The 17,464-nt window shown below is 43.3% G+C and carries 12 protein-coding genes and 5 pseudogenes; 12 read left to right on the top strand and 5 right to left on the bottom strand.

All coding sequences use genetic code 11. The features are described from left to right. Window positions 1-21: 21 nt before the first annotated feature. A pseudogene (locus EGC80_RS13440) lies at window positions 22-477 on the top strand (transposase); the annotation flags it as partial. 16 nt (window positions 478-493) lie between these two features. Here the strand turns inward: EGC80_RS13440 and EGC80_RS13435 are convergent. Continuing rightward, window positions 494-1,653 (bottom strand): IS3 family transposase gene (locus EGC80_RS13435; protein ID WP_407695556.1). Its coding sequence is split into 2 segments (ribosomal slippage): window positions 494-1,380 and window positions 1,380-1,653, totalling 1,161 coding nucleotides; the frame shifts between segments, so codons are not numbered across the junction. 82 nt (window positions 1,654-1,735) lie between these two features. Between EGC80_RS13435 and EGC80_RS13430 the strand changes: the two are divergent. From EGC80_RS13430 to tnpC, 4 genes and pseudogenes are all read left to right on the top strand, one after another. Continuing rightward, window positions 1,736-2,836: pseudogene (locus EGC80_RS13430) on the top strand (IS3 family transposase); the annotation flags it as partial. 184 nt (window positions 2,837-3,020) lie between these two features. After that, on the top strand, window positions 3,021-3,323 hold the full coding sequence (gene tnpA, locus EGC80_RS13425) for an IS66 family insertion sequence element accessory protein TnpA (protein WP_124011565.1): 303 nt from the start codon (window positions 3,021-3,023) through the stop codon (window positions 3,321-3,323). Next, window positions 3,320-3,670: an IS66 family insertion sequence element accessory protein TnpB gene (tnpB, locus tag EGC80_RS13420; RefSeq protein ID WP_124011564.1), complete on the top strand. Its 351-nt coding sequence runs from the start codon at window positions 3,320-3,322 to the stop codon at window positions 3,668-3,670. The genes tnpA and tnpB overlap by 4 nt, the downstream gene beginning before the upstream one ends. A gap of 84 nt (window positions 3,671-3,754) precedes the next feature. Then, window positions 3,755-5,260 (top strand): IS66 family transposase, encoded by a 1,506-nt coding sequence (gene tnpC, locus EGC80_RS13415; protein ID WP_124011563.1) that lies wholly within the window; start codon window positions 3,755-3,757, stop codon window positions 5,258-5,260. A gap of 306 nt (window positions 5,261-5,566) precedes the next feature. Here tnpC and EGC80_RS13405 read toward each other — a convergent pair whose 3' ends face one another. The 3 genes and pseudogenes from EGC80_RS13405 to EGC80_RS22720 form a co-directional block, all read right to left on the bottom strand. Further along, window positions 5,567-6,250, bottom strand: coding sequence for an MAE_28990/MAE_18760 family HEPN-like nuclease (locus EGC80_RS13405; RefSeq protein WP_124014251.1), 684 nt, complete (start codon window positions 6,248-6,250; stop codon window positions 5,567-5,569). Further along, a complete protein-coding gene (locus EGC80_RS13400; protein ID WP_124014252.1) occupies window positions 6,240-7,301 on the bottom strand; it encodes a GmrSD restriction endonuclease domain-containing protein in 1,062 nt (353 codons plus the stop codon). The genes EGC80_RS13405 and EGC80_RS13400 overlap by 11 nt, the downstream gene beginning before the upstream one ends. Before the next feature lie 760 nt (window positions 7,302-8,061). Further along, window positions 8,062-8,864: pseudogene (locus EGC80_RS22720) on the bottom strand (transposase). 34 nt (window positions 8,865-8,898) lie between these two features. On the opposite strand from EGC80_RS22720, the pseudogene EGC80_RS13385 reads away from it, so the two are divergent. Continuing rightward, window positions 8,899-9,051, top strand: a pseudogene (locus EGC80_RS13385) (IS4 family transposase); the annotation flags it as partial. 323 nt (window positions 9,052-9,374) lie between these two features. Beyond that, window positions 9,375-10,898, top strand: a pseudogene (locus EGC80_RS13380) (methyl-accepting chemotaxis protein); the annotation flags it as partial. A gap of 85 nt (window positions 10,899-10,983) precedes the next feature. Here EGC80_RS13380 and EGC80_RS13375 read toward each other — a convergent pair. Then, the gene (locus tag EGC80_RS13375) at window positions 10,984-11,763 is read right to left on the bottom strand and encodes a TetR/AcrR family transcriptional regulator (RefSeq protein ID WP_124014256.1); all 780 of its coding nucleotides are present in this window, start codon (window positions 11,761-11,763) and stop codon (window positions 10,984-10,986) included. A 341-nt stretch (window positions 11,764-12,104) separates the two neighbouring features. On the opposite strand from EGC80_RS13375, the gene EGC80_RS13370 reads away from it, so the two are divergent. The 5 genes from EGC80_RS13370 (at window position 12,105) to EGC80_RS13350 (ending at window position 17,413) form a co-directional block, all read left to right on the top strand. Further along, window positions 12,105-13,622, top strand: a complete 1,518-nt coding sequence (locus EGC80_RS13370; RefSeq protein WP_124014257.1) for a flavocytochrome c — start codon at window positions 12,105-12,107, stop codon at window positions 13,620-13,622. 5 nt (window positions 13,623-13,627) lie between these two features. Beyond that, a complete protein-coding gene (locus EGC80_RS13365) occupies window positions 13,628-13,996 on the top strand; it encodes a cytochrome c3 family protein (protein WP_124014258.1) in 369 nt (122 codons plus the stop codon). 54 nt (window positions 13,997-14,050) lie between these two features. After that, window positions 14,051-15,184: a hypothetical protein gene (locus tag EGC80_RS13360; protein ID WP_124014259.1), complete on the top strand. Its 1,134-nt coding sequence runs from the start codon at window positions 14,051-14,053 to the stop codon at window positions 15,182-15,184. A 218-nt stretch (window positions 15,185-15,402) separates the two neighbouring features. Then, window positions 15,403-16,470: a DcaP family trimeric outer membrane transporter gene (locus EGC80_RS13355; RefSeq protein ID WP_164839556.1), complete on the top strand. Its 1,068-nt coding sequence runs from the start codon at window positions 15,403-15,405 to the stop codon at window positions 16,468-16,470. A 199-nt stretch (window positions 16,471-16,669) separates the two neighbouring features. After that, window positions 16,670-17,413 (top strand): cupin domain-containing protein, encoded by a 744-nt coding sequence (locus EGC80_RS13350; RefSeq protein ID WP_124014261.1) that lies wholly within the window; start codon window positions 16,670-16,672, stop codon window positions 17,411-17,413. Window positions 17,414-17,464 lie beyond the last annotated feature (51 nt).

Below are 17,464 nucleotides of genomic sequence, written 5' to 3'. Positions count from 1 at the left end.
GGGGCGGTCAATGAGAGCTCAATGGCACGATATTCATCTGAACGTAAAAAAGCAGTTTTAAAGAAGTTATTGCCTCCCCACAATATGACCGTCATGGAAGTGGCACGTAGTGAAGGGATCGCCTACCAAACCCTGTATCATTGGCGCGATAAAGCTAAAAAAGAGGGTCGCCCAGTGCCAGGTAAAAAATTGACCAGTAATGATTGGTCGGCCGAAGCTAAGTTTGCCGTTCTCATTGAAACAGCGCCAATGTCTGAAGCTGAAGTAAGCCAATATTGCCGAGAAAATGGTTTGTTTCGAGAACAAGTTCAGCAGTGGAAACAAGATTGTTTAGGGGGCTTTACGACAAGTGAAGTTCAAGCCAAAACGATTAAGCAGCAAGCCAAATCAGACAAAGCAGAAATCAAATCCCTGCAACGAGAGCTACGCTACAAAGAGAAGGCGTTAGCAGAAACAGCGGCTTTTGTAATGGTCAAGTATTTCTGGAGAGATTTTAAGCCGCTTTTTTTAACTCATTATATTTCTGATGTGGCGTCTTATAATCTATTGCCGAATGTCTGCGTTTGTAATTGTAGAACTGAATATATTGCTCAACCACGCTCACTACTGCGCTGTGATTGGTAAAAGCTAAACGGTTTAATCTTTCAGTCTTTAAACTCCTAAAAAATCGTTCCATCACCGCATTATCCCAACAATTTCCTCTACGACTCATACTTTGTTCAATGCCTAAGTGCTTTAGCTTTTCTCTGAACACCTTAGCTGAGTACTGACAACCCTGGTCTGAGTGAAACATCAACTCCTGTGTATTTGGCCTCTGACGTTGTATCGCGTTATTTAATGCCGCTGTCGCTAACGCTGCATTGGGTTGGCTTGATAAGGCATACCCAACGATTTCTTTGGTCCCTAAATCAAGTACACAGGCTAAATAACTCCACCCCTGATGTGATTTTATATAGGTAATATCACCCACCCAATGGGTATTATAAGTCGTAGGGTTAAACTGTCGTCTAAGCAAATTAGGTGCGTAAACTTGCTCCTCACCTTGATTTGGATAGTAATGCTTTTTCTTTGGCTTAATCGCTATTAATCCCAATTTTTTCATTACGCTAGCTATGGCGTAAACCCCAACCTTACAATTTAAATCTAATAAATCAGCCTGTATTCGACGTTTGCCATACGTCGAGTGTGACTCAGAGAAAGCTTGCTCTATCAATTGTATCTGAGCCTGTTTTTCAACGCTTTTTGGGATCGGTTTGTAATAGAGACTACTACAACTGATCTCGAATACTCGGCATAATTCACTCATTTTAAAGCCTGGGTTTGCTTTCTTTACTTCGCGCATCATTTTAAGTTTTGATTGTCTCGAATGAAGAAAGCTGCAGCCTTTTTTAAGATATCATTATCCCTCATGGCTTGTTTTAGTTGGGCTTCTAGAAGCTGTATTCTTCGTTGTTCTTCAGTTAATGCTTTGACATTTTTCGGTGTTTTACCGGCTAATTCAGCCTGGTACTGCACTTTCCATCTAGACACCGCAGATTTACCTGCACCTGACATATCTTCAATTTGCTTGTTCGTGTAACCCTGTTCGACCATCAGCTTGGCATATTCTAATTTTTGAAGAGGGCTGACAGTGATTTTAGTTTTTCTAATCATAATAAATACCTTTAAGATTTTGCTTATTTTAAGCTATAAATCTCTACAGTTTCATTAGACCATTACATTTACTGGTGCTTAGAAAAAAGCTCAATGCGCTTTGGGAGGACGACAACGAGGAGAGTTAACGCCTTTGCCTAAGCGCATAACATTGGTGAATTTAATACAAGAAGCGTATGCCCACGGTGCACGTCTTTACAAGGCTTGCGCTGAAGCAGAGCTAAGTAAGCGGACGTATCGGCGCTGGTATCGAGCAGGAAAAGTACAAGCTGATTTAAGGCCCTCGGCGGTAAGACAGGAGCCAGCCAACAAGCTTAGTGATGACGAGGAAAAGCTGATACTGGCAACCTCGAATGAGGCAAGGTTTGCGAGTCTACCTCCCTCACAAATCGTGCCGACGCTGCTTGATGAAGGGGTCTATATCGCTTCAGAGTCGAGTTTTTACCGAGTGTTAAAAGCCAATGCTCAATTAAATCGACGTGGACGAAGCCAAAGCATAACAAAAAGAAGTAAACCAGATGCTTATGTTGCAGATGGGCCGAACAAAGTGTGGTCTTGGGATATCACTTATTTAGCTTCGGTCATCAAAGGACGCTTTTATTATCTATATATGTTTGAGGATATTTATAGCCGTAAGGTTGTGGGTTATGAAGTCCATGAACGTGAATGTGGTGAGCTAGCGGCCGAGTTAATGCAACGCAATATGCTGCGTGAGCAATGCTTTAAGAAGCCACTGGTATTGCACTCAGATAATGGTGCTCCGATGAAGTCGTTAACAATGAAAGCCAAGCTTGAAGAGTTGGGCGTTACCGCGTCATTAAGCCGCCCGAGTGTCAGTAACGATAACCCTTACTCCGAGTCGCTGTTTAGAACATTAAAGTATCGGCCAGAATGGCCCAGCTCTGGCTTTAAAAGCATCACCGAAGCACGAGAATGGGTCGAAGTATTTGTGACTTGGTACAATACTAAGCATAAACACAGCAAGCTCAACTTTGTGTCACCGAGTGAGCGTCATGCGATGCAAGACAGGACTATTTTATCTAAGCGTAAGATAGTGCTAGAGGAAGCGAGGTCAAGAAATCCTAAACGCTGGCCAAACGGTATAAGGAATTGTGACGCTGTAGGTGAAGTCACACTGAACCCAGATAAGAAGTCTGAAACAGAAACAAGAAATGCAGCTTAAAATTTAAGTAAAGAGTGCCAACTACCTTGAAAAACACCGTGCATGTCGTTGACCCATTTGATAAATTCATGTTTTTCTTCTTCAGAAATATCTCTTTCGTTTCGTAAGCGCTCAATTAACCGCACATACCAATAATCTTCAAATGTGACATGATTATTTCCTAACTAAATCTAGGAAAACAATCATGTCAAAAAACGATAAAATACAATACTGGCAACGCATTTTTCAGCAGCAAACTGAAAGTAAATTAACCAAAGCTGAATTTTGTAAAACCAATGACTTAACCCTATCTACATTTTATGCGTGGACTAAAAAACTTAACCCGCATTCGTCATCAACTAAGCAAAAAGTGGTGCCGCTGATTTTTCCTGAAATTAAACCTGACCAGCCACTCACGCTGGCATTGCCCAACGGCTATCTGTTTTCTTTTCCAGCCTCATTAGCGCCAAGCAAATTACAACAATTTTTACGCGTGCTATCAGCATGACACCACATAAGCAGATCTATCTTGTTACCGGCCATACCGACATGCGTAAAGCCATTGATGGCTTATCTTTAATCGTCAGTGATGTATTGGAAATGGATCCGTTGAATCAAGCCTGGTTTATTTTTTGTAATCGCCACCGGGACAAAATTAAGATTTTATTTTGGGATACTAATGGTTTTTGGCTTTACTATCGGCGGCTAGAAAAAGGTCGCTTTAAGTGGCCTGGCGCTAACGACGAACAAGACGCGCTGACAATCAACCAGCATCAGCTAAATTGGTTACTATCAGGCTTATCGTTAGAAGTATCCCATGGGCATAAACCCTTAAATGGCCTGACAGTGAGGTGATCATCACTGGATCGCTAAATAGCGGTTGCATGATCAAATACAGCAGGCAAACTAGCGCTATCTATTGGTCTTGAACGCTAATTAATGACAACTGAACAGCCTGATAATATTGAACAACTAAAAAAAATGCTGGCAATGTTGCAGCATGAAAATCAGGTGCTCAATGCTAAAAATAAAGACTTGGAAAACCGCCTTAATATCGCTTTGGAACAATTGCAACTCAACCGCAATAAGCAGTTTGGTCAACGCAGTGAGAAAATGCCGAAAGGCACATTCAATGAAGCTGAGCAGGATCAATCCACAAATAAAAATGAAAATAAACAACAAGGTAAAACGGGTCGAAAACGATTACCTGAGCACCTTGAACGTGAAGAAAGATCTTATACTCTTGACAGCCCTATGTGCGATTGCTGTGGTCATGTGATGCGTGAATGCGGTGTGCAAGAAAGCGAACAAGTCAACATTATTCCAGAGAAGATCAGCGTCATTAAGCACAGGCAAACCAAGTATGCTTGCCGTGAATGTGAAACAACATCAACCAGTACCTCTGTCATTACCGCGCCTAAGCCTGCACAGCCGATCCCCCAGAGTATCGCCAGCCCTGAAGCGCTTGCGGCTGTGGTGACCGCCAAATACTGTGATGCCCTACCGCTTTATCGGTTAACCGACATATTTGCCCGTGGCGGTTTAAATATTAGCCGCGCTACACTGGCCAATTGGTGCATAGCCAGTGCCGAATTAGTTAGGCCGTTAATTGCTGCGATGAAAGCTAATCTACTCGCTCAATCAACGCTGTGCGCAGATGAAACAACGGTGCAAGTATTGGATGAACCAGATAGAAAAGCAGCAACTAAATCCTATATGTGGGTCTATCGCAGCAATGAATTTAGCGATAACCCTGTTGTTATTTATGATTATCAACCGAGTCGTGCACGCAGTTGCCCAGAAGCATTTCTAGCAGATTATGCCGGATATTTACAATGTGATGGTTACAGTGTTTACGACAATATAGAAGGAATAATGCCAGTCGGGTGCTGGGCACACGCCAGACGCAAATTCCACGATGCCTTAGCGGTGCAACCGAAGAAAACCGGCAAAGCAACAGTCGGTATCAATTATATTCAAAAACTGTATGCAATAGAAAAGCGGGCAAAAACATTACCGCCCGATAAGCGAAAATCACTCCGGCAGGAAAAGGCTGAGCCAATCTTAACATCGTTGCATGAATGGTTAGAAAAAAGCGAGAAAACAGTCCTGCCCAAAAGTAAAATTGGGGTAGCAATCAAGTACACATTGAATCAGTGGGAAAAACTGAGGCGTTACCTTGAATCAGGTGAATTAGGCATTGATAATAATGTCACTGAACGCGATATCAGGCCGTTTACGACGGGGCGGAAAAACTGGATGTTCTGCCAATCGGTAAATGGTGCAAAAGCCAGTGCTGCACTTTATAGCTTGGTGATGACTTGCCGTGCCAACGATATTAACCCGTACTTTTACTTCCAAAAACTTTTCACGGAACTGCCACAACGGGATAAATTTGCTGATTTAAGTGATTTATTACCTTGGCATGCCGATCTAAAAGCTTGATGATATCGGGCTCCACCGCTTAATTGACCGCTTACTTCGTTTCGGAATTTCTCAGCTAGTGATTCATCAGGAATCATCGGGGTTCGATTATCTTCATCATAAGGGGCAGCATTCATTTTATACCAATGCTGAGTTGTATATGCGCCACAATGGGGACAGCTAAATGCTGTCTTTGATATTAATGGAATAGTATTTTCATGTGCCAAAACTGGATTTCCTTATTGCACCTAACGCTTGTATTACTGGTTTATTTTGGAGTGCGAAGCACGGGAAAAAATCCGAGTTCATACACTTGTTAGAAGCCTATTAAGCCAAGCTATACTCTTGAATATAAAGTGGTTTTAGAAATCCGTAGTTAGCAATGTACTCTTCAAAAGTAGAAATGACTTGCTCTATTACCATTTGTATCTCTTGAGTCTTAGTTCTTAGTATGTTAGAACGATGTCGTTCTCCGACTACGATAGGTGTTTCACGCCCGTGCGCAACAGCATTTCGTTTATCAACTATTTCATCGATGGTTAACTTTACTCTCGGTTCTACTTGGATAGGTGTTGCCCCGAAACTTTGAATTGTATCCTGAATAGTTTTATACCAAACATTTTGTAGGTTTTGAGAAAATATAGTATTACTTATATCGAATATATTTTCTGAGTCAATATTTCCAAACACCTCAGATGATCTATCGAAGTATTCTTTATATCCGCACTGTTTAAAACTTTGCATTTTAGAATTCAACGAAATCACATTGAATGGCGTAGAAAAATGCAGGTTCTTAATGCTTTTACTTTTTATTATAAGGATCGTTTGTTCAATTGTTTCATTTAATGCCTTTTCCAACGCAGAATAAAGGTGCACGTAATAAAGCCCCCTCATTATCTTAACTTCGGGCGTAGCCTCTCCATCTGGCTCAATTGATTCAATGTAATTCAGGTTGATTTGAACTTCACTAAACCGCTCTCTTGAGTTAGCTCGTACAATATTAAATGCCATTAACCAACGTATCCTTTACGATATTAATTCTCTTGAGTACCATTTTTTTACTATTCGTAGCTCCCGTAGTAGACTTTTTTACTTCTGGATCATTAAGCAGTGCTTCTAGTTTTTCGGGGGCATAATTTTCACCACTGCCTATTGCCTTAGCACAGCCTACTGAAATTGCTTCATATAAAACTACTGGAGTTATATTCTTTCTAGCACCACGAACAATACCATCAGGCAAATTATCTCTAAGCACCTTGAAAGTATTTTGGAATATTTTTTTCAACTCTTTACTTTCTTTATCTTTGAATGACTCTGTTTTTTTCTCCATAAATTCATTCAAAAAACCTTTCACGCTATGAACAAACTGTTCAGCATCTTCATGGTAAGCGAAAAACCTAAGAACAAGCTCTTCGTAACTACCACTTCTCTCTGCATTTGCAGTCATTTTGACAACAGCTCTAAAATCAGAATTTACCGATAAATCTTTTATAAAATCATTAAATGGACCGATATATACACAGTTTCTAATTTCTTGTTCGTGTAAGGTTACGCCACCAGTATTCAGCCTCTCAAATAGATCATACCTAACATTAAAATCACTCCTGTCATTCAAAACGGTTATTCTTAACGGCCTAGTTTGCAACATAAACTGCATGGATTTTGGTAAGTCGTCATATATCAACCCATTCATTGAATCTAATTTCTCAAGCCCTGACAATTTTAACTTTTCATGCTTAATTAATATGTTTTTAAGCTCATTATCGTTTCCGATAAAATTCAATATTGTCGTTAGTCTTTGAAGTCCATCAATTACTTCCCAAGATGCATCTCGATTAGACGCCATAAATAAACTTGGAATAGGTATTCCTAGGAAAAGTGACTCAATTAAAGCTGATTGTCTGTTTGAATCCCAAACAAAATGGCGTTGATACTCAGGGGCTATATCAACCATCCCTTCAAGAACCATGTCATAAAGTTGCTTTAACGTAATGTCGTAACTATCAAATGCAACAGATCTACGATTTGAGTCAAGTTGCTCTTGAATTTTTATAATATTCAATTCTAATCCTTAGTTTAAATTTTAAACTGGCGCCTCGGGAGCTTCTATCGTTTTAGCGTGAATTCCGATAAACATTCTGAGAAGTTAACCAAAAACCAGCGTCCATATCAATTTAATTATTAATAATTTTAGTAACTTATCAGCTTAAATATCTCAAATCAATCACTCTTTAGTCTGGACGAAAGCGAGAATTTAGATAACCGAGAATGATATGGCTCGTTATGTATATTATTTTTTAACAAAAGCACCTTAATTCAATGGGCTAGAGTCGTTATTAATCTAAAGCCAACCAAATACATAGCCACCCATTTTTTGAAGTAACAACATAACCCCTTTCTATTTGAGTTGCGATCACCTTGTATAATTTTATCATCGAGCAAATTCAACAGGATGGTTTAACAAATTAGCACTCGATGGCCAATCCATCAGTAATGTGGTCAATTTAACACAGCAGGAAAGCTTGATATCAATCAAGTGGAAGATGGTTTTGTGGGATTAAGAAATGATTGCTTAGGCACACAACCAACGCTGGCAGTTTGACGAAATACATAGCCACCCATTTTTTGAAGTAACAACATAACCCCTTTCTATTTGAGTTGCGATCACTTTGTATAATTTTATCATCGAGCAAATTCAACAGGATGGTTTAACAAATTAGTACTCGATGGTCAATCAGTCAGTAATATGGTCGATTTAACGCGGCAGGAAAGCTTGATATCAATCAAGTGGAGAGTGGTGTTATGGAGTTAAGAGTTAGCGTTTAGGCACACAACCAGCGCTGGGAGTTTGAAGCGCCTTGGCGTAGCTTTCGCTCTAGATGCTCACAATATTCTGTTAAGGCAGGTAACGCCCCAACAGCACCTTTAAATAATGAACCAAACTCTGTAGTGATTTTTAACCAGTTCTCGGCAGGTATGTTTAGTCTATTAAGAATAGTTTGACTGCTTGAACTAATTGCACCCCGTTTATCCTCTCGAACAATTCGCCCAGTATCTTCCACCAGCACTATGTAGTCTTTGACACTGAACATTAAACCATTAGGCATGTTTACACGCTCATTCCCCACAAAAGGCAATAACTCTGTTGGTTGTTCACCTTTTATCGCTGAGTGTATTCGGCGTTGAATGCTGGTGTAGTCTGAGGTTTCGGGGGGGTGGTCATTTTGGCGCGGATAGGCCTTTCTATTAATAAATAATGGTCGACATAGGCCATACAGCTCAGAACGGCTGCTTTGTCTAATAATGCTTGGCTATTTATAAAAGAAAAGGTAAACCGCCCTTCCCACAAATTCATCGGGAATGAATTTGAACAGCTTTAGCTGGCCCGAAGGGTGAGAACCATGGATGACGGAGAATAAAACCTGCCTGTGCACTTATCTTCTTTATTGGCCATTCGAGCAATCGGCTCACTTAAGGTACGCATAAACCAACTGATATCAACTAAGCGTTGTCGGTATTGGGTTATACAATCATTCACTGTTTTACGTTCAAATTCGTTTAAGTCTTCACCTTTTACAAACTTGTGTGACAGTAAGGTACCTTTAAAACCTTTATGCCATTGCATAAGCAGTTAGGATGGGTGGCCATGTTATTTGTTAGCAAATTCGATCAAACATCGTAATGTTTTATCAAACCAATTTATAGGATTAAGAGCCTACAAAGATAAGTCATTGAGGCTGCTGAAGTCTCACTGGCTAACAGGGATCAAGACGCCACAAGATTTAATCAAGGATCCACAAGCATGCTATTAAATTCGTGGGGATCCCTCAGACTCTGACCCCATTTATCTTCGACGTAACTCGAAGGCTTTTCCCTAGCATAAACAAAACTTTGTGCAAACACACAAGCCAAGAACACCGGAAAAGTTATTCGCGGTAATCATCACAACACAAAACATGCAAATGAAAAACAATATAAAAACAAAATTTAGCACGAACTAAATTATCTTCAATTACCACTGGAAAAAAAAATGCTAAATCAGCTCTCTATCGTTCAAAGGATCTGGCTGCTATTAATCTTTGTAGTGCTGGCGTTTATCGTCAGCTCCGGATACGAGTCCTTTAGCCAAAAGTCAAAAATGTTGACACAACGACAAGCTGAAATCAGCAGTGTAGTTAATTCCGCACTGTCCCTTTTCAAGCGAGCACAAGCGTCGGTCGAGCGTGGTGAGATGAGCCTTTTTGAGGCTCAGGAGATGGTCATATCTGAAATTACTGCAATGCGTTACCGAGGGCAGAACTACCTGTGGATTTTTGATACCGACGCCAAACAATTGGCCCATGGCACCAGCCAGAAAGATGTGGGCAATAACCTGATAAATTTTTCCGACCCCACGGGCAAAAAAGTCTATGTTGCCTTCCTCGATGCTGTACGCAAAGGAGGCGAAGGTTATGTCGATTATGTCTGGACTAAAGCTGGCTCCTCTGCTCTGGAGCCCAAGGTGACGTTTGTTAAGTTATACCGTCCTTGGGATTGGATATTAGCAACTGGCGTCTATACCGATGATATTGATGCCGAGTTTGCTCAGCTCATTAAAAAGAAATTAATATTTTTTAGTCTGCTATTAACGATGATCTTTATCGCGTCGATGCTGGTTATTCGCTCAATTACCCGCCCACTAAATGCGACTACGTTTGCGATGGAAGAGATTGCTCAGGGCGATGGCGACCTGACCGTCAGGCTCGCGATATCGAGTAAAGATGAGCTGGCTCAATTGGCCATCGGATTTAATCAGTTTGCCGAGAAAGTCCGACAGATCGTTATCGAAATGCAGCAGAGTCAAACCGTATTAGATTGTGCTACTGGTGAGATGTCGGTGATCACCAGCCGTTCACGAGAACTGCTTACCCAGCATCAACATGAAAATCATCAAGTGGCAACGGCTATCCAGGAGATGAGCGCAACCATAACCGATGTCGCCCGCAACGCCGCTGATGCAGCAAAATCAGTACTAACGGTTCAAGACAGAGCATTGAAAGGCAAGGTATTAGTAGAGGATAACATCACCTTCATCAATGAGCTGTCCGACACAGTCCATCAGATTGTCAGCGCGATGAATGGCCTGAAACAGGAGGCCCAAGATATCAACAGTATCTTAGATGTGATCAAGTCGATTGCCGATCAAACCAACCTATTGGCACTCAATGCCGCCATCGAAGCCGCCAGAGCAGGCGAACATGGCCGCGGCTTTGCGGTTGTCGCCGATGAGGTGCGCACCTTAGCGATGCGAACACAACAGTCGACGCAAGATATAGAACGAATGATCCTGGGCATGCAAAATCAAGTCGAGGAGGCGGTACACACCATAGACTTAGGCAGACAAAAGGCGGATGCGAGTGTTAAGCAGGCAAAACTCACCTCCGTGGCATTTGGTGACATCAGTGCCGATATCGATGTGGTTGCCGATATGAATACCCAGATAGCCTCGGCGACAGAGCAGCAGAGTGTGGTGGTCGATGCCCTGCATCAAAATATTGAGAACATCAGAGAGGCATCCGATGAGTCGGCCCTGGGAGCTCAGCAGATAGAGATAGCCGGACAGCAACTGCAGGCGTTAGCCACTGATATATCATCGACACTAGGCCAGTTCAAGGTATAGGTTCAACGATTAGTTCAAATAGATAGTGAAAAAAAGCCTTCGATTTAGCTCGAAGGCTTTTTTTTGAAACAGCTTAACTCGCTAATCATTCAAACCGACTGCATTGAGTCACACTATTTTCACGTGCGTTAGCCAGTGCACTACACGCCGCACACGTCATATGGTCACGGAAGTGTTTATTGAAAAATTGAGTCGTTTGCGCTTCTAGGGAATCAAACAGGGCCTGATTAAACGGCTTTTTCCATCGGTATTGCGCCATCAACCTTGAAAGATGTCGGTAGCAGGTCTCACGATGATTAGACATATATTCGGGCGCAATTAATTCACTCTCAAACTGGGTCAGAGAGCCTGTAAGATAAAATACGATCCCCTGTACCAATTCTTTAATCTGCAATGGTGTTGCTTCAAGTTCTCCATTGTCGACCGCCTGATGAAGAGAGGCGGTAAACCACTCCCAGAATGCATTGATACGTTTCTTAAATCGCTTCACCTTCTCATCACTGGCCAGCTGCCAAACCATAGTATTGACCGACACAGATCGCAGGGTAAAGAAACTCTTGCTGCGCTTGATGGTTTCGAATGTAAACAAGATTGGCAATAAGACTTTCTCTTGGGCCGTCAGTTCCGGGTACTTATCGATAAAGATTTGGAGGTGATTTGAGGTTGCACTTCGAAGAAACAGGCAGACTAAAACATCCTCTTTCCGCTCAAAATACTTATACAGCGTTCCCGTAGAGCAGCCCACTTCCTTCGCGAGTTGAGAAAACCTAAAAGATACCACTCCCTGTGATTCAATCAGATACTCTGCAGCATCTAAAATTTGATTACACCTTAATGTAGGTAGTGCATCTGTCGGGCATTTCATTTTACATACTCTCTGTCTCTAAATGCTATGAGTATGGTCTCAACGCTAGCGGATGTTATAGCGACACCATTAACAATCGGGAGATATCTCACGTAAATGAATAGTTATTCATGGCCTTTGTGAATCACGTCAAATAAACATTCCGGCAAAGTTTAATAACTCTCTATCAAATTCCTCCAACATTTTTACAGGCCGTTAAATATGGAGTTGCTCGTGAGTAAATTTATTCGAGACATGACTCACGAATAAGTTTGTCACTGAAAAAAACCCGTGATTTAGTTCACCTTTACTGCCGCTGGTTCCCTTTATCTTAGTGTCATTCCTAAGTTGAGGGTACACAAATGCAAAATAGAAGAAATTTTTTAAAACTGGGTGCCGGAGCGGCACTGGGCGGGCTGGCATCGACTATGCCGGGTACTGTCATGGCCAGTGAATGCGGCGAAATAAAGTGGAACGAGTCGGCCGATGTGATCGTTGTTGGCTCAGGTTTTGCGGGACTTTCTGCGGCGTTAAACGCTAAGCGTAGTGGTGTCGGCTCAGTACTGGTGCTGGAAAAAATGCAGGTTATCGGTGGTAACTCGGCTATCAATGGCGGCTGGCTGGCGATCCCTAAAAATCCAATCCAACTCGCCCAGGGGATAGCCGATGACAGCCCAGCAGAGTTAGTCTCGGATCAGATGATTTCGGGGCGAGGCATGGCCAATGAGGCCATACTGAGCAATATTGCCAACCATGCTCTGGACGTTTACCAGCTGTGTATCGAAACAGGTGTTAAGTTCCGTGAAGGCTTTAACATTCAGGTCGGTGGCCATAACAAGGCTCGTGCCATCAGGACTCAACATGGCACTGGCGGCGACATCACCACCAAGCTCTATGAAACAGGTGTAAAAGAGGGGATCGATTATCGCCTCCAACATTACATCGAAGATTTCATCATGGATGGACAGGAGATCATCGGCCTTAAGGTACGTCAAAACTACCGTTTCCCAGATCTTACAACCGGTAAGAGCATCTTTATCAAGGCAAACAAGGCAGTCGTTCTCGCCAATGGCGGTTTTGCCCGCAATATGGAGCTGCGTGCCGCTGTCGATCCCTCTCTTGATCCATCCCTCGATTGTACTAATGCCCTAGGCGCGACAGGTGAAGTCACCCTAACAGCCATGGCCCAAGGAGCGCTTCCTGTTCATATGAGCATGATCCAAACTGGTCATTGGGGCTCACCCGATGAAGGAGGCTTCGGCTGGTCAAATGCCCTACTCTCTATCGGCTGGCATGAAGGCATTTCAGTCAGCGTACTGAATGGTAAGCGTTACATGAATGAAAGAGCCGATCGTAAGACTTGCTCGGCAGCTATCATGAAGAACCGCTACCAAGATGGTTCTCCAGCCTACCCCGTCGTTTTCTTTAACCACAAAGATCATCCGGATGATGACCGAGTTGTTCGCGCACTTCGTGATGAGATGGCATGGAAGGTTGATAGTTTCGAGCAATTGGCCGGAAAATTCAATATCCCTTTGACTCAGTTAAAACAGACCGTGAAAGAGTTTAATGCTCAAGTCAGCACACGTCAGGATCCTCTCTTCGGTCGTAAGATGGATACGGCTGTCGAGCTAAAGCCGCCATTCGTCGTATCTCGAGTCTGGCCTAAGGTGCACTACTGCATGGGTGGCTTAAAGACAGATATCGGGGCTCGGGTTATCGATGGTCGCTCCATGAAGCCAATCAAAAAGCTCTATGCCATAGGTGAAGTCACAGGTGGCGTCCATGGTGAGGCTCGATTGAGTTCGACCTCCTGTCTGGAATGTATGGCGATGGGTATCGTTGTATCTGAAACTATTAAAAGCGACCTGCAGGGGTGATCAACATGAGCAAATTACTATTGGCTTTACTCGTAGGACTATCCCTGTCAACGAGCGCATTTGCCGGCGATTTAGTGAAAATGATGGGCAATACTGAAGGCCGAACCAATCATGAGTTTATCTATGAGGATGGCTGTCAGAGCTGCCATCAAGGTTCAGGAAAAAAGAATGCGACCGATAGCGCCTGCGTCGAATGTCATGGCGACATCAACAGTATTGAGATCGACAAGTCAAAGCTTGCTATCGAAGAAGCCAATCCTCATAAATCATTCCACTACAACCAGGGCGCCAGCTGTTTAGCTTGTCACGGCGAACACGAGAAAAAAGCACCCGTCTGCGCCGAGTGTCACCGTACCTGGTTCGATGTGATGTAACGAGTTCAAAACATTAAACAGAAACATAAATATAAACATACTAAATGGGTAATGATGATGAAAAAATCCACCAAGTTCATGTTGTCGATGGTGGCAACCGCGGTAGCACTAACTGGCTTTAGCGCCAGTGCAGAAGAGCAAGAAGACGGTATCAACGTAGGCGGCGCGGTACGTGTTAACTATGGTTACAAAGATTACAGTGAAGCGTCTAAAGACAAGGCTGGCGATCTGACCTTCGATATGGCCGCTATCAAGTTTAACGGTAAGAAAGGCGATTGGGGATTAGCCGCTGAGTACCGTTTCACCTCAAGCACTGAATACATCAAATACGGATACGGTATCTACAATATCGATCCTGAATGGCAGCTACAGTTTGGTATCAACAAGGTACCATTTGGTAACCGTGGCTTTATCTCTAACAGCTGGTGGTTTGGTCTACCTTACTACTTAGGTTTCGAAGATGACCACGATGTTGGGGTTAAGGCCGTTTATAACAGCAATGGCTGGCATACAGATTTAGCCTTCTACAAGAATGCTGAATATGGTCCAACCGAGAATAAGCGTTACGCGACCGATCTCTATACTGGCACCATCAATGGCAACGAGTATAACAACGAAGAGACAAACCAAGTTAACGTGCGTCAGACCTACACAGCAGAACATAAAGGCGGTTCAACAACCTTCGGTGGTTCTGTTCAGTATGGTCAGATCTACAACAATAAAACGGGCAATACCGGTGATAGCTACGCCGCGGCGCTTCATTTAGACAGCAGTTACAATAGCTGGAACCTACAACTTCAAGCGATGCAGTATGAATATGATGCCGCTGATGCGGTCGATTCAAATAAGATTGGTGTATCTGTAGTTAGCTGGCAATACGAGATCGCTTCTAAAGGCCAAGCCTATAACGCCAATATCGCTAAGACCTTCAAAACAGACTGGGGTAGCGTGAAGTGCTATAACGATTTTGGCATTATGACGCCTGACGTCGATGACAGCAGCTACGACAACAGCATGCAGAACGTCACAGGTTGCGCAGTATCTGCAGGCCCAACTTATACTATGTTCGATTTCGTCATGGGTAAAAACATGACCTTCTCAACCGCCAACAATGATCACGTCGGTCTGCCTGAAGCGGGCAATGATTGGGACAAGCGCGTCAACATCAACTTTGGTTATTACTTCTAGTCACCAAAAGCTAAGTCATCTCAGGTTCAATGCCGCTCCCGCATCTGAACCTGATTTTTAGTGCCAGCATAGTAGCTCAAACTTCTGATTTAAATACGGATCATGTTTCATATCAGTCCATGACTTTTACTTACTGATTTCCCCATAAATTATTGAAAAAAGCCCTATTTGATAGGGCTTTTTTTTAGTTCCATCCCTTCATGTAGAAGATTATGAACATAAAAATATCTTTACCTCTCACCCTATTACTGACTTTCCTCCCCACCCCAACAGTTATTGCAACTGAGTATGAATTAGGTGGTTTTATCAAGACCAATGCCCGCTACGTCGACGGCACCATTGCATTTCAACCCAGCTGGAATGGAGATGGATCGATTCAGGATGAGGCGAAACGTACCCAGTTTGGCGCTCAGGAGAGTCGATTTAACCTCAAGCTGACACAGGGAGACGTCAGTGGTTTTGTCGAGATTGATTTTGTCGGTTCCTCCCAAGGCAACCCGGTGATATCGAACTCTTACAGCCCGAGAGTCAGACATGCGATGATCCAATATGAGGCGTTTACGGCCGGCCAAACCTGGTCAACATTAGTTAACACCAGCACCTTCGCCGAAACGGCAGATCTTGGCGGTCCCTTAGTAGGGCAAGCGATGGTGAGACAAGCCCTACTGAGATACCAGACGGGTCACTGGCAGGTCGCATTGGAAAACCCTTATACCTATGGCACACAGGTCAGCAATAGCCCGGAACAAACCAACTGGATAGAGACCAGCAATGACTATGTCCCCGATGCCATCATCCGCTATGACCAGCAAGGCCACTGGGGAAATGTATCACTGTCAGGCTTAGTCAGGTACCTCGACCCCAGCGAGACGGCCCAACTAGGTCTGGGCGGTTCACTGGCGGCTAAAATAAATACCTTTGGTAAAGACGATCTGAGACTTCAGCTACACTATGGCAATCTGGGCCGTTATGTCGGAACTGATGCAGCTAAAGATATCATTCAAGGTGAAATAGAAACCACAAGTTCGGCGATGCTCGCCTATCGGCACTTCTGGAGTGAGACCACCCGCTCAACCATTTTTTATGGTCATACCCGAACTCAAGTTGAACAAACCGATCGGAGCCACTTCGGTGTAAACCTGTTCACCAACTTAACCCCGGCCTTAAAAGTGGGTGTTGAGCTTGGTCATTATCAGATCAGCGACAACCAATACTCATGGTCAAACACGCAGACACAAACGGGGCAATCTCACTATGCCCAGTTCACCCTGCAGTTCCATATTTAATGGTCATGTGAAAAAACGTCATAAACTCAGCCGATAGGTAAGATTATTCGCGAGCTGTGTCACGAATAAGTTTGCTGCTAAAAAGGGCGCGTGATCCAATTCACCTTTACAGTACCATTATCACTTTATTGTTAGTTCAAGCCCAAAAGAACAAGCACAATATCGCAGCTTTCGGGCATCAAGCCATAACAGGATATGAATGATGAAACTAAAAATTATGTTCGGCCTTGCCGCACTCGCTTCAACCACGGCATTGGCTGCGGGTCCACAGTGTAACCACGTACAACTACCATTCCAGCAGATAACGCCGGTTCCTTATGACAGCACGCCATATTCGCCACAAGATACTATGCCTTCCCAGTGTAGCGACCCAATGGTTGAAGCCTATATTGCCGACTGGGAAGCGGGCAAAATTGATTTTAACAGCATCCAGTCAAATGCCAGCATTGCCTTAGATCAGCGCTTCTGCAAGACCATGGACGACGAAGGCAACATCATGGAAGCCAAGAACTGTGAACTTAAAAATGCGCCAGTTGGATATCTGTGGAAAGAGCTTTCAGACAGCCCAACGGTAATGGGTATCACCAATGGTGGTAAATCAGATCACGCACCACACTTCCATGGTCAACCTGAGTGTTATTACGTGGTTAACGGCGAAGGCAAGACCCTTGCCGACAACAAATTCCAAACCTTGGGAACGGGCCAGTACTTCTACATTCCAGGCGCCACCATTCACAATACACCAATCATGAGCGATAAAGGTTTAGGTGTGATGTACTGGTATCCAAAGAATGCTCACTTCGATGGCTTCAAGTACTACTGGCGTAAAGACGTGAAGAACCTTCATGTTGCAGAAGAAGCATTCGATCGTGTGGATAAAATTCGTAAGCGCGATCTAAACTTAGGTCCATATGGCACTAACAAAGCGTTCTTCAAAAAATAACTGATTTTAACGTTTGCGGCCGAGAATAATCGGCCGTAATATCTGCAAGTA

This window comes from Shewanella psychromarinicola (genome assembly GCF_003855155.1).
GTDB lineage: Bacteria > Pseudomonadota > Gammaproteobacteria > Enterobacterales > Shewanellaceae > Shewanella > Shewanella psychromarinicola.
This window is presented reverse-complemented; position numbering and strand designations above follow the sequence as displayed.

Excerpts from the sequence above, each read along its gene's own strand:
- EGC80_RS13360 (WP_124014259.1), top strand. The coding sequence starts at position 14,051 with ATGATGAAAAAATCCACCAAGTTCATGTTGTCGATGGTGGCAACCGCG.
- tnpC (WP_124011563.1), top strand. The coding sequence starts at position 3,755 with ATGACAACTGAACAGCCTGATAATATTGAACAACTAAAAAAAATGCTG.
- EGC80_RS13350 (WP_124014261.1), top strand. The coding sequence starts at position 16,670 with ATGATGAAACTAAAAATTATGTTCGGCCTTGCCGCACTCGCTTCAACC.
- EGC80_RS13405 (WP_124014251.1), bottom strand. The coding sequence starts at position 6,250 with ATGGCATTTAATATTGTACGAGCTAACTCAAGAGAGCGGTTTAGTGAA.
- tnpA (WP_124011565.1), top strand. The coding sequence starts at position 3,021 with ATGTCAAAAAACGATAAAATACAATACTGGCAACGCATTTTTCAGCAG.
- tnpB (WP_124011564.1), top strand. The coding sequence starts at position 3,320 with ATGACACCACATAAGCAGATCTATCTTGTTACCGGCCATACCGACATG.
- EGC80_RS13365 (WP_124014258.1), top strand. The coding sequence starts at position 13,628 with ATGAGCAAATTACTATTGGCTTTACTCGTAGGACTATCCCTGTCAACG.
- EGC80_RS13370 (WP_124014257.1), top strand. The coding sequence starts at position 12,105 with ATGCAAAATAGAAGAAATTTTTTAAAACTGGGTGCCGGAGCGGCACTG.
- EGC80_RS13375 (WP_124014256.1), bottom strand. The coding sequence starts at position 11,763 with ATGAAATGCCCGACAGATGCACTACCTACATTAAGGTGTAATCAAATT.